11 protein-coding genes and 1 tRNA gene are annotated in these 13,054 nt (G+C 45.1%); 8 read left to right on the top strand and 4 right to left on the bottom strand.

Annotated features, from left to right (window positions below; genetic code table 11):
• Positions 1 to 128 precede the first annotated feature (128 nt).
• The 4 genes from K1X61_05235 to K1X61_05220 all read left to right on the top strand — a co-directional run bounded on the left by K1X61_05235 (position 129) and on the right by K1X61_05220 (position 3,329).
• Positions 129 to 896 carry a cell wall-active antibiotics response protein gene (locus K1X61_05235; protein MBX7108033.1) on the top strand — a complete coding sequence of 256 codons (768 nt, stop codon included), beginning with the start codon at positions 129 to 131 and terminating at the stop codon, positions 894 to 896.
• A gap of 78 nt (positions 897 to 974) precedes the next feature.
• On the top strand, positions 975 to 1,358 hold the full coding sequence (locus K1X61_05230) for a DUF4288 domain-containing protein (protein ID MBX7108032.1): 384 nt from the start codon (positions 975 to 977) through the stop codon (positions 1,356 to 1,358).
• Between the two features lie 188 nt (positions 1,359 to 1,546).
• Positions 1,547 to 2,590: a histidine kinase gene (locus K1X61_05225; protein ID MBX7108031.1), complete on the top strand. Its 1,044-nt coding sequence runs from the start codon at positions 1,547 to 1,549 to the stop codon at positions 2,588 to 2,590.
• A complete protein-coding gene (locus tag K1X61_05220) occupies positions 2,583 to 3,329 on the top strand; it encodes a LytTR family transcriptional regulator DNA-binding domain-containing protein (GenBank protein ID MBX7108030.1) in 747 nt (248 codons plus the stop codon). The genes K1X61_05225 and K1X61_05220 overlap by 8 nt, the downstream gene beginning before the upstream one ends.
• A gap of 77 nt (positions 3,330 to 3,406) precedes the next feature.
• Here the strand turns inward: K1X61_05220 and K1X61_05215 are convergent, their stop codons facing one another.
• Complete coding sequence (locus K1X61_05215) at positions 3,407 to 4,150, bottom strand: class I SAM-dependent methyltransferase (protein ID MBX7108029.1); 744 nt, start codon at positions 4,148 to 4,150, stop codon at positions 3,407 to 3,409.
• Positions 4,151 to 4,270: 120 nt separating this feature from the next.
• Here K1X61_05215 and K1X61_05210 point away from each other — a divergent pair.
• The 3 genes from K1X61_05210 to K1X61_05200 all read left to right on the top strand — a co-directional run bounded on the left by K1X61_05210 (position 4,271) and on the right by K1X61_05200 (position 7,345).
• Positions 4,271 to 4,355: transfer RNA gene (locus K1X61_05210), tRNA-Ser, on the top strand.
• Positions 4,356 to 4,695: 340 nt separating this feature from the next.
• Complete coding sequence (locus tag K1X61_05205) at positions 4,696 to 5,778, top strand: hypothetical protein (GenBank protein MBX7108028.1); 1,083 nt, start codon at positions 4,696 to 4,698, stop codon at positions 5,776 to 5,778.
• A complete protein-coding gene (locus tag K1X61_05200) occupies positions 5,771 to 7,345 on the top strand; it encodes a serine protease (GenBank protein ID MBX7108027.1) in 1,575 nt (524 codons plus the stop codon). The genes K1X61_05205 and K1X61_05200 overlap by 8 nt, the downstream gene beginning before the upstream one ends.
• 46 nt (positions 7,346 to 7,391) lie before the next feature.
• On the opposite strand, the gene K1X61_05195 is transcribed toward K1X61_05200, so the two are convergent.
• Both K1X61_05195 and idi read right to left on the bottom strand, forming a co-directional pair.
• Complete coding sequence (locus K1X61_05195; GenBank protein ID MBX7108026.1) at positions 7,392 to 10,418, bottom strand: gliding motility-associated C-terminal domain-containing protein; 3,027 nt, start codon at positions 10,416 to 10,418, stop codon at positions 7,392 to 7,394.
• Between the two features lie 207 nt (positions 10,419 to 10,625).
• The gene (idi, locus tag K1X61_05190; protein MBX7108025.1) at positions 10,626 to 11,177 is read right to left on the bottom strand and encodes an isopentenyl-diphosphate Delta-isomerase; all 552 of its coding nucleotides are present in this window, start codon (positions 11,175 to 11,177) and stop codon (positions 10,626 to 10,628) included.
• Between the two features lie 195 nt (positions 11,178 to 11,372).
• On the opposite strand from idi, the gene bshB1 reads away from it, so the two are divergent.
• Positions 11,373 to 12,089, top strand: coding sequence for a bacillithiol biosynthesis deacetylase BshB1 (gene bshB1 / locus K1X61_05185; GenBank protein ID MBX7108024.1), 717 nt, complete (start codon positions 11,373 to 11,375; stop codon positions 12,087 to 12,089).
• Positions 12,090 to 12,111: 22 nt separating this feature from the next.
• Here bshB1 and K1X61_05180 read toward each other — a convergent pair whose 3' ends face one another.
• Positions 12,112 to 12,897, bottom strand: a complete 786-nt coding sequence (locus tag K1X61_05180) for a hypothetical protein (protein ID MBX7108023.1) — start codon at positions 12,895 to 12,897, stop codon at positions 12,112 to 12,114.
• Positions 12,898 to 13,054 lie beyond the last annotated feature (157 nt).

Raw genomic sequence — 13,054 nt, 5'->3', positions numbered from 1 at the left:
GTATGAAAACAGCTGATGGCAGCAATAGTATTCACCGGATAAATCCGGGCTTTCGCCGATTGGTAGAGGTGATTAGCCCAATTCTGCTTGCGCAGCGATGGCACCATCTATACTTTTGATTCAAAAAAATGAAACTCGTGGAAAATAATGATTCAAAAAGAGGCACTAACAACAATGTTTGGTTAGGCTTGCTGTTGCTGATGATTGGTCTTGGCTGGTTATTACAGTCGCTGGGTGCAGTGTTTCCCTATTGGCTATTCACCTGGAAAACTTTCTTAATTGTGCTGGGTATTGGCATTGGCGTACAGAGCCAGTTTAAAGGCAGCGGATGGTTGATCCTGATTTTAGCCGGAGGTGCCTTCATGCTGGAGGACGTCTATCCTGACATGGCCCTGCGTCACTATCTCTGGCCCGTATTTATTATCATACTGGGCATGTGGCTGATGATTAAGCCAAGGGGACGGCGTTATACTGCAGAACGGGGCAATGAAAGCGACTTTTCTTCGCCGGGAGTAGCTTCATCAACTTTCAGCCATAGTGCCTATTCGGAAGATGATTTTATTGATACAACCTCTGTGCTGGGCGGCATCAAGAAAGTGATCCTGTCGAAGAATTTCAAAGGTGGCGATGTGGTAAGCATTTTCGGTGGCAGTGAAATTGATCTGTCGCAGGCCGACATCAATGGCAGGGTGGTGATGGAGGTCACCGTAGTGCTGGGCGGAACAAAACTTATTCTGCCATCTAACTGGGTTGTAAAGTCGGAGCTTGTTTCGGTATTAGGCGGCATTGAAGATAAACGGATGGTACTTGCATCCAATGCTGACCACGATAAGGTTGTAGTGCTGAAAGGAGTGTGTATCCTGGGAGGACTGGAAATCCACAGTTATACAAAATAAGGGCTTGCTCCTGAACAGATTGAAGGCCGTGTAAACAATCATAAACATTTTAACCCAAGAAAGCACTAACCGTAAACCATGCATTGGTACATCGCAAAAATTGTTTTCCGTATTATCTGTGGTGACGGATTGCATCAGCCGCAATTTGATGAACAGTTAAGGCTGATTAAAGCTGTGGACGAAGCAGCTGCCTGTAAAAAGGCGCACAGCATCGGAATTTTTGAACAGGATGAATTCATCAGTACAGATGGTAAACGGGTGCAATGGAAGTTTATCGGTGTGCCCGAATTGAATCCATTGGTATCAATTGCTGATGGTGCTGAATTGCTTTCATCCATTCATGAACCTGAAGATGCGGAAGGATATATCAGCCTGATACATCAAAGAGCGCTGCGGTTCAATACGGTAAAGGCAAAGGCCGTATCAGATAATAGTTTTGTGACTGCTGATAGCTTGTCTTAAAATACCGGGCTTATTTCTTCCGAAAAAAAGGGCAACATGTTCATGCATGTCACATCCGCAATTTTTCATCAGGACCTGAATCCTTTATTCTTAAAGAAAAGGACATGTTGCATGTTCTCAGAAAAAGTCTTTAATATGAATCCCTGTCGCTTCAATCACTAACTTCAAAGCCACTTAGATCATACTGCTTGTCGACCTCGCCACTCTCCGCCAATAAGTTTCGCCTTGCATTTGTCTTGTTTTGGCTCCTCTGGGGAACACTACATGTAATCGTAGTGCATGACCTCAGTTTCAGCTGGATAATTTCTTTAACTGATGCGGCCATCACGATACTAATGCTGGCTTCGGCCTGCTTACTCGTCATAAACAATTTCCGGTATTACCTGCCGCAGCAGAACCGTTACTGGTATCTGCTGCTTTGGAGTGTTGGATTAAGTGCGGCGAGCCTGGTTTTATGCCGTTGGGTGCTTTTGTATATTCATCCGGTGGATGATCATTACCGGGACTTCATGGATAAATCAATGTTGATACGGGCCTGCATAGCATTTCTTTCAATCGGATGCATGGCCATGTTGAGTGTGTTGTGGTATACCATCCAGGAACAAAAGGAAAATGAACAACGCAAGGCTGATGCGATCCGATTATCGAGGGAGGCGGAGTTGTTCAATCTGAGGCAGCAGCTGCAACCGCATTTCCTGTTCAACAGCCTGAACTCTGTAAATGCCCTGATTGGAACACGACCGGAAGAAGCACGCAGGATGATACAACAGCTCGCCGATTTCCTGAGAGGCACTTTAAAAAATGACGATCAGCAATGGGCGGTTTTGGCCGAAGAACTGAAACACCTGCAGTTGTATTTATCTATTGAGAAGGTGCGTTTTGGACACAGGCTTGCCACGGAAATTGTATGTGATGCGGAAACGGAACAACTGGTGTTGCCTGTATTACTGCTGCAGCCTGTGGTGGAAAATGCAATCAAATTCGGATTGTATGATACCACGGCAACAGTGGTGATACGGCTATTTGCGCATAAAGAGGGAAGTCAGTTGGTAATCACCATTCAGAACCCGTTTGATCCTGCTACTTCACCGGCCATTGCCGGAACCGGTTTCGGACTAAAATCGGTGGAACGCCGGTTATATTTATTGTTTGCACGCAACGACTTACTTACCACAACGATGGAAGATCATCTATACACAACCATCATAAAAATTCCTCAGCACCATGATTAAGGCAATTGTAATAGATGATGAACCCCTGGCAAGAACCATGTTGCTGGAATTCCTTCAATCCTATGCTGACATTGCGGTAGTGCAGGAATGCGGAGATGGTTTTGAAGGTTTGAAAGCCATTCAGCAGCATCAGCCGGAGCTGATATTCCTGGACATTCAGATGCCCAAAATCACAGGGTTTGAAATGCTGGAGCTGATCGAGGATCCTCCGGCCGTCATTTTCACCACAGCTTTTGAAGCTTACGCTGTCCGCGCCTTTGATGCGCATGCCGTGGATTACCTTCTCAAACCATTCAGCAAGGAAAGATTTGACAAAGCGATACAAAAATGGATGGAACAGCATAAGACGGGATTGCGCGGGACAGAAGCGGCGGCGGTAACCATAGATGCACTGGCACAATCGCAGGCAATGCATCAGCGTATCATAGTAAAAGATGGTGGTAAGATCAAGATTGTTCCTGTGCATGATATTCAATACCTGGAGGCGGCAGATGATTATGTGAAGATCATCACCGCTGAAGGATATTTTCTGAAAAACAAAACGATGAGTTTCTTCGAGCAGGTGATGGATGCGCAGCAGTTTGTGCGCACGCACCGATCGTACATAGTAAACATTCACTTTATCACGCGTATTGAACCTTATGAAAAGGAAAGCCACCTGGCAATACTTAAGGGTGGGCAGAAAATCCCTGTAAGCAGAACAGGTTATAATAAACTGAAACAGTTGATTGGCATCTGAATATCATTAAACAGTGTCAACGGTTGATGCAATGTTTGATTTCATAAGATCTGGGGCAATATACTGACAGGAGGATGTCATTCAATGCGGCCCAATTTCAATAAGAGTGGAAAATGAATTGTTTTCTTTGCCCCTTCTTCCCAGATCTGCTTCAATGACAATTCAAAAATGTCAACCGGATTAGTTCCATGCTTCAATAAATAATGATTTACCGCCGACCAGGTGCGTAAAAATCCGGTAAGCTGATCCATGGTCCATTCATACTCCATTTCAAATGACGGTGAAGCAATTTCGGTGAAAGGAAATGGAATGGTATTATACATTTCGTCGAGATACTTCCGCTCCGGATCCCAATAACCGTGCAGCGTTTCGCTATAAAATTTCCATATCAGTGCGTCAACCTCATCATCTAACCGGAATAAAGGGTAACCAATGACGGCGATGATGCCGCCCTGCTTCAGGGTTCGTTTTACTTCACTGAAAAAAGCATCAAACTTAAACCAGTGAACTGCCTGTGCTACCGTAATCAGATCAAACGTATTATCTGCAAAGGATGAATGTTCAGCATTTTCCAGCTTATACAGAATATTCCGGCGCTGAACAGCATGACGTAACTGATTTTCACTGATATCAGATGCCATCACCAGCTCAAAATGTTTCGCCAGCATACCGGCCACCTGACCATTACCGGTCGCTACATCCCAGGCACATTGCCGGCCCGGTACATTACGTAAGATGAAGTCGAACATTTTTTCCGGGTAGTGTGGCCGGAACTTCGCATAATGTTCTGACTGGCGTGAGAAATTATCTTTCAGTGCCATAGCATAAGGATTAAAGATAGTGCAATTATGATTGGCTGTTTTGGCTTATCCGGTACAGCATATCACAATGAAGTAACGCGATAATTTGATTTCCGGGAATCAGCACATATCTTTGACCCCGGAGAGATGGCAGAGCGGTCTAATGCGGCGGTCTTGAAAACCGTTGTCCTTCACGGGACCAGGGGTTCGAATCCCTTTCTCTCCGCACTTATATCTTCAATGGTTGCTTATCACAACAATCAGTCTTCCCACCTTAATATTTGACAGTCATTTTAATCAGATGGCTGATTGCAAAAGCAATAATTGCTATCACAAATTGCGCTGAGTTTGAATAACAGCAGACTTTGATTCTTTCGCAATCCTTCTTTTTATATATCTTGAGTGTTGATGCAGCGTATGGGAAAGTAAATTGTTAAGACATTACGATGTCAATGTCCTTAGACACACTTGAAATGATGAGTTCACGGTAACAAATGATTGAGTAAGCCATGAATAGACTGTCATCAATGTTGCAAGCTGTTTTTCAAAAATTAAAACCATTGCTTATGAGCGAGGCCAATGAACCGGCAGATGATAAACCCGAAACAACTGACACTGCAAATATCCAGGAGACAACAGAAGACAGTGCTGTAACGAATCAACCGGCGACTGAGGAAGTTGTGACAACGAGGACTTCCGTTCCGGAAGTGGTCACCGCAGTCTTAAATGGTGCAGGAATCGGTCTCCTGCTTGGCATGTTGTTAGGCCTTGCCGTATCACCTGTTGTAAGCGGCATTATTGGTGTGTTATCCGGGATGCTTGCGGTGTTGCTCGGGCTTGATGATAAATTTCTGAGTCCGTTAAAAAGTATACGTATCGGCACATTCGGATTTTTCTGTGTCGGGGGAATTGTTGCCGGCATGTATATCAGAACCAACAATGGTCTGATGCCATCGCGCGAAAAAATGTTGCAGGAGTATGTGAAAGTTGGGTTCAGCAGGCAGCAGGCACTTGATTTTATTGCCTATCGCGAATTCAACCTGGTGCCGGCAGCATGGAAAAGCGGCGGCGCGGCGGCATCAAGCGAAAGTCCCGGGGAGTCAGTTGAATCGGAAGCAGATGAAAGCACGGCATCGTCGGGCGAAACCGAATCTGTTGCGTCTGCTGCACCTGTTACAAAACAGCAGAGCGCAGGATATCAGTTTGCCGATCCTAATGAATCCGGTGCAGCAAGAAGAAACGTGCTCTACTCTTCTGAGATTGATGCAAGTCAATGTTATATCCTCGATATGACTGACAAGGACAAGCCTTTGTCACAAATCAAAAACACATTTGAACAGGCTGGCGGAACCTGGAAGGAGCTGGCAGATGAGTTGGGCAAGGGATTGCCTGATGGCGTTTATATTGAAGCATTGTTCAGCTTGCGCGATATATTCTGCAGTAATGGTGCCGGTGGTGTAGTGAAAATTCCTAAAAATGATGCGGTAGCAAAGCTGAACAGCACGCAGTCACTGAATGAAATAAAAAAAACACTGAATGCTGCCGGCAAAACATGGAAAACCATTGTTGACAAATTAAGCGGAGATATTTCAACCTCGTATCAGAAGACATTGTTCTTATCACTTGCAAAAATTTTAAACCATGACTAAGTACATAGTTGTTCTGATTTGGATGCAGGCGCTGATGCTGCCCGCTTTTGCGCAATTCAAGCCGGCATTGGCAGAAAAGTCATTGGTGAAAGTGATGGTGACCGGCGGCTCAAAAATGGGTGTCTGCAGCGGATTTATGTGGAAGAAAAAATCATGGGTGGTAACTTCCCTGCATGCTATGAAAGTTGGAGGGAAGGTGCAGGTGGTTTACCCGGGAAACAATATCAGGGAGGCATCAGTGATAAAAGTATATCAGCCGGGCGATCTTGTATTGCTGGAGACCAACATCACTGCTGATCCTGTAAGTGATGAACTGATTCCGTTGACATCGTATCACCAGGGCGAAGTGGCCTTTGCGGAGAAGATTTATGCCATAGGGTTTAATGGCGGATCGAAAGGCGATCAGACGCAGGCATTGGAGAAGGGCCATGCTAATCCGGAGACGCTGGAATTTCTCGTGAGACCGGAAGATAAAACGCAGTTAAGTACATTGGGTTTTCCGTCCATGAAATTGCCGATTTATTTCTTAAGCGGAAGTTTGTTGCCCGGGTTTTCCGGTGCTCCGGTCTTCAATATGAAAAATGAATTGATTGGCATTGGTGACGGTGGCCTTGAACGCGGACTGATGAATGTAAGCTGGTGCATTCCGGCTGCAAATCTTGATGCGCTGGAAGCCTCCGCCGTTTCGCAGTTGCCCGCAAATCTTGGCAATGCATCACAACTGTATACTGCTGAAGTATTAATTGATGTAAAGCAAAGCGATGTCACCCCTGTATCACCCAATAATTCAGCCGGCAATGATGACCCGGCCACGAACAACAACCTTTACGCTGCCGCACCAGTGGATGATTATAATTCATTCTCTTACGGGAACTTTGATTTTTTTCAGACAAAGACACGCTCATTAAAAGAGATGCAGCAGACAGCCATTGACCCTCAGAATATGGAGAGTTTTGCTGCTGATTTTGAAGAGAATAACCTGCATATTGACTATGATGTGCTTGAATTTGATATTTACCAGGATATCAGGAATGGGTTCATGCTGGCATTACCATCCGGTACCATGCTGAGCTATGACGCTGACTATGATTTATTCAGTGTAGATCTCCGGAATTTTCCTGATGGTGAATATTTCGACCTGTATTATTACATGGTGCAACATGAAGGTAATCCGGTGGGTGAAGTGGTTGATAATATCAATGAAAATTTTGGCGCCGATGTACATGGATTGACAATTGATTCAAGGTATACGAAGGCATATCAGCTGAATGATGAATGGAGAATTGATTATTTATTGCTGAATGGCAACCAGGAATATAATGATGAAGATCTGGGGCCGGTTACCACGAGCTTCTATCTCAATGTTATTTCAAATGAGAAGGTGGTATTCTATTCACTCGCCATTTGTTATGTTCCCACCAGTCGTAACGACATCAATACCGCCTATCAGAAAGGTATCGACTGTGTAAGTAACTACGATGCCAGTGCTAATACCTGCGATTACTTTGAATCGCTGATGCAGATCATTGCCGCAGCTCACCTGACTACGCTTGCATCAATTTATTAGTGGAAGAGATGATGCTGATTCGAAAGAAACAGTTTGGTAATATCAGCTACTTGAGTAACGCCACATTTCCTTTTTCAAACTGCTCGTCACCATTGCTGTTGGTATATTGTATTGTCCAGATATATTCCTCTACAGGCAACAGAACGCTATTTTCCCGACCGTCCCATCCGGCGCCCGGATCTTTTGAATAATAAATCATCTTCCCCCATCGGTTGAATATCCGCAGTTCAAAGCCTGAAATCTCATCAAGCAAAACCGGTTTCAGGAAATCATTCAATCCATCTCCGTTGGGTGTAAATGCATTCGGCATGATCACAGCCTTCCGGCAGACTGATTCAAAAGTAATGGCATCATCGCCATGGCATCCGTTTGTGTCCGTAACCGTTAAAGTATAAGTTCCAGCCTCTGTAATGATTGATGTTTCGGCTGTGTAGCCATTGCTCCACTGATAGGTAGCATATCCCGGAACGGTAATTATCCTCGAAAATTTACCACATACGTTGCTGTCAGCCGGTAAAAAACCGGCAGGATTTTTCAGCATGCCGGCAATCAGTATGGTATCACCTGCATGGCATCCGGATTGGTCAGTAACATGTACCCAATATAATCCGGCTGTGGTTGCCTTGAGTGTTGATTGATAGCTGCCATCGTTCCATGCATAGGTTGCAAAGCCGGTGCCTGCATCAAAGATTGCAGCGGTTCCTTCGCATACAGACGTATCCTGGCCAAGGTAGACGAACGGATTGGATAAAACGGTTAGATGTGTGATGACTATGCTGTCACATCCGTTGGAGGCATTGAGAGTATCAGCATAGTTTCCTGTTAAGTACTGATAGTCACCACCTGCGAAAAATGATTCGCCATCACAAATGGAAGCAGACTGATTGCCGAATACCGGGAAAAGAACCTGCAAAGAGGTTGTCAGAATGCTATCACAACCCGTGGCACTTTGAAGGGTATCAATGTAAAGCCCGGAAGAAGTTTGAAAATTTCCTCCCGCAAAATAACTGTCGCCATTGCAGATGGACACTGCAACCGTTTGGTAAACCGGTGGTATGATTTCAAGAATGGTTGTAACGATGCTGTCGCAGGCTTGCGCACTTTGCAGGGTGTCGGCATACGTGCCGGCAGAATTTTGATAGCTGCCTCCGGCAAACAATGAATCTCCTGCACAGATTTTTGCATGCACGGTTGTGTACAAAGGCTGAATCAGTTGCAATTGCGTAACAAGAATGCTGTCGCAACCCGTGCTTGTTGCAATCAATGTATCATAATAATAGCCGGCCATGCTTTGAAAACTGCCACCCGCAAAAATGGAATCTCCCAGGCATATGGAGACACTTACATTGTGAATGACCGGTGAAATAATCTGGAGATCCGTAGTGAGTATGCTGTCACAACCGGCAGCACTGATGAGCGTATCAGTATATAAACCGGCTGCGGTCTGATAAGCACCGCCCGTCAGCAATGAATCATGTTCACAAATGGCGACCGAACGATAACCGGTTACCGGTGCAATTACCTGCAGGTGAGTCGCCACTACACTATCACATCCTGATGCAGCTGTGAGCGTGTCGAAATAAATACCGGCCTGCGTCTGTAGTGTTCCTCCTGCCTGGTAACTTTGACCTTCGCAAATGGAAACATCCATTGTAGTAACAACCGGTGCGATCACTGAAAGCGTTGTAATAATTATGCTGTCACATCCTGTAAACGCTTGTGTGGTATCCTGGTAGATGCCGGCAATCTTCTGGAAGTCGCCACCCGCAAAAACAGAATCGCCTGCGCAAATGGCAATATTGACATTGTGATAAACAGGTGAAATCACAGATAATACGGTAGTGATAATGCTGTCACAGCCGAAGTGATTGATAAGGGTATCATGATAAACGCCGGCCACATGCCGGTAACTTCCACCAGCCAAAAAAGAATCGCCGCTGCAAATAGACACTGAAAGAGATGAAGAAGAGGTTGGCAGCAGAGACAGATAGGTAAGAATAATGCTGTCGCAACCGGCTGAGGAAACAAGCGTGTCGTAATACAATCCGCCTGAAGTTTGATTGTTGCCACCTGCAAAATAAAAGTCACCCTGGCAGATGAATGGATATGCACTCGTGTAAACTACAGGATGAACAGTAATAAAAACTGAATCTTTATTAACCGGTGTGCATGGGTTAACATAGCCTGTCAGTTTATACCATCCGGCATTCACAGGCAGCGCATGCGGTATTACAGGATTGGCAAGTGCAGAAGAGAAACCATTCGGTCCGCTCCATGTATATTGAACAGATACGTTGGATGATCCTGCAAGTTTAATTGTATCGCCCTCGCAATAGTAAATGTTGGCTGCCGAAGCGCTTACCTCAGGCGGCACGCAGTCTGGAGCAAGTGCAAGGTTGTTGCAATCATTAAACTCCTCATAATAAACGGCTGTATTGGTGACATCAAGGATTTTCACATAGTCCACTTTACCGGCTTCGCGAAAACCAATCACCAGGTTATTGATATTGCAGATGCTGCCGGTATAGCCCATGGAGAAAAAATTAGATCCGTCATAAGACCAATTGACCACATTGTTGATGAAGTCAAGTCTTATAGTTCGCCAGGAAGTAAGATCCATTACAAGCTCGGGGATATTTCCCATCCAGCTGCTGCCGGCATAGATGCCTGTATAAATTTGTGAAGACGGTAGTCCTTCCAGCAGGCATCCGGCCGTGATACCGCTGCCATTTAGTGATAGCCACGTATCGCCTGCTGCAGCGCCACCTTCCGACGGATCATTTTTCAATCTTACTTCCACCGAAAAATTATTGGTTATACAAAAGGTATCCTTAAGGGAAAAGCTGACATAATAAGGATTGGGAAATGAAACTGAAGGTGAAGCGGAAAGGACACCGTTTTGAAAAACCACAGATGCCGGAAGCACTTCTGTTATGGCTCCGCCGGCACCGGGATCGATAGATGCTTTCCATCGTGTGGTATCACATTGCGCCAGCGCCTGATGCCAGCCTGTTCCCAACACTAAAAGCAATACTGCGGCAAAGGCTAACAATCTTGCTGGAAAATACTTCAATGCTTGGTGTTTCGTGACTTTCCCGGCAGCATCAAAAAGCCGGAATGTGATGAGAAAGCACGTATGATGCCATCTTTTCCGCTCTTTTTGAAGATTATTTTTTCCTGCCTGGAAAAGCACGCTTTATAGAAAATTTGGTGCCATAAAGTTACAATGATTGTTCAGACAGGCTGAATGCTGCTGTTTAACTGTTAACACCGTCAAATTCTATGGATCCTGCATCCAGTCCGCAATTTCCTGCACTACCTTTTTTTGCTGCAGGATCAGGGTAAACCAGGGTGTAAACTTTTCCGGAAATTTCCTGACCTGGAAGCGTAAATCAGTAAAATTCACCCATTGCACAGCCATCACTTCCTCCTGCTCCGCTGCAATGGAACCGTTATATTTTCCAAACAACAGGTAGTCAAATTCCTTCTCAGTGAGTCCGCTTACTTTATCATAGAAGGAATATTGAACAGTATCAATCAACAGTAAGGGCGTTTTAAATCCCAGTTCTTCCTGCAGTCTTCTTCTTGCAGCTTGCATCACCCGTTCGCCCGGCCTCGGATGGCTGCAGCAGGCATTGGTCCATAATCCGCCAAAGTGATACTTGGTTTTTGCCCGTTGCTGCAAAAGCATTTCACCTTTTTCATTAAAGATAAAAACACTGAAAGCCCGGTGGAGTAACCCCTTTTCATGCGCATTCATTTTTTCAGCGATACCTGTCCGTCTCCCTGCTTCATTAACCAGTACGACATAATCTTTTGCTTTGTTCTTCATAGCTGCTCACTTATTACAAATTTAACAGCATTCAGTGCAACTTGTTTTATCTTCATGCTGTTTTGCCGGAATCCTGTTACAACAGCTTTACCATCTTTTTAGTTGTAAGCATAAAATTTCGAGACAGCATGCCATTGACTGAAAAATGCAACAGCGATAATTTCCTTTATTTCGTGTGTTAACACTTTTTCTCTTATGAAACTTGATATACTTGCTTTTGGCGCACATGCCGATGACGTAGAGCTATCCTGCAGCGGCACCTTGCTGAAACATATCGCTGAAGGACTGAAGGCCGGGATTGTAGATCTCACCCATGGCGAGTTGGGCACGCGTGGTACACCTGCGATCCGGTTGCAGGAAGCACAGGCCGCAGCGCAGATTATGGGCGTTCATATCCGCGAGAACCTTGGAATGCGTGATGGTTTCTTCATGAATGATGAAGCGCATCAACTGAAGGTAATCAGCATGATCAGAAAGTATCAACCTGAAATTGTAATTGCGAATGCTATCCGTGACAGGCATTCTGATCACGGGCGGGGCGCACAACTGTTGGAAGATGCTGCATTCCTGTCGGGATTAAGGAAAGTAATTACGGTGGAAGAAGAGATGGAGCAGGATCCCTGGCGGCCAAGGGTGGTGTATCATTACATACAGGATGAGTGGATTAATCCAGACCTGGTGGTGGACATCAGTGCTTTTTTCGAGAAAAAGATGGAAGCGATACGCGCTTTTCAGTCACAGTTTTTTGATCCGTCTTCCAGCGAACCTGAAACCTATATTTCGCGTCCGGATTTCCTCGAGAGCCTGCGTTTCAGGGCACTGGAACTCGGAAAGATGATCGGCGTGCAATATGGGGAAGGATTTACCACGCGCAGGATGACGGGTGTTGAAAATTTGTTTCACCTGAAGTGATTCCAGGCATTGTATGCAACATTTATGAATGCTTGTGAAAAGGGAAGGTAATGCCTGCAGTAAGCGCATATTCTAAGAAGAAGAAGTGCTGATTCGCCCGTTGCGGCACGTTATCATTTAGCAATATATCCGGAAGGTTAATATATCCTGACCGTAATTGCAGAAGCAGGAAAAAGTTCTTAAAGAACTCCAGCCGGGCGCCGGATTTCGCTGAAATACCATAACCTGCGAGGTGAAATTTATTATTAATGCCGTCTCCAAATACACGCACGTCAGTTCTTGGAATCGTTGCAGCGAATCCTATGCCAGAGGAAACGGACAAACTTATTTTATCATGCAGGAAGGTGAACAGTGATGCCGTGTATTCTGCATCCGCACTTAACAGGTTGAGTCCGTCTGTATGTTCAAATTTCAGAAAGTCTTCCGTCAGCACCACCGGTGTGTGATCATAAATTCCTGCATAGATACCACCCGCTTCATCATCAATTGTTCCGGTAACAAGGGCAGTCTGATTTTGGTCCATTACATACTTCATGTGATCCAGGCCGATTGAAATGCTCCAGCGGTCAGTCAGGAAGTAACCAATCCGGTAATTATACTGTGGAATGGAAACCGTGGCCGGGTTGAAGTATAATGACAGCGAAAAAGGCGAAGGGCGATCATGGGCAACTACATCCTGTACCGTGAAATCATAATCAGGGCCGCCAAAATGAATGTTGCTGTTCGTGAAGGCAGAGCCGTTGTATCCCCAATAAAAATAGAATTTGCCTTTGTGATCCGAACCTGAACTGCTGTCGGCTGTTTCCATGGTTACGGCAAACAAATGCTGATATAGGTTCAAAAAGAAAAATAGCGGTACAAGGCGCCGGCTATACTGTATAATTAACATGGCAGAAGGGCAAAGGAAGTATTTGCGGCGGCGAAGATAGAACTTTGGCCCTATTAAGTATCATTGCATTACTGCT

The organism is Chitinophagales bacterium, from assembly GCA_019694975.1.
Classification (GTDB): domain Bacteria; phylum Bacteroidota; class Bacteroidia; order Chitinophagales; family UBA10324; genus JACCZZ01.
Note: the sequence above shows the minus strand (reverse complement) of the source record. Positions and strands in the feature narration are given on the sequence as shown.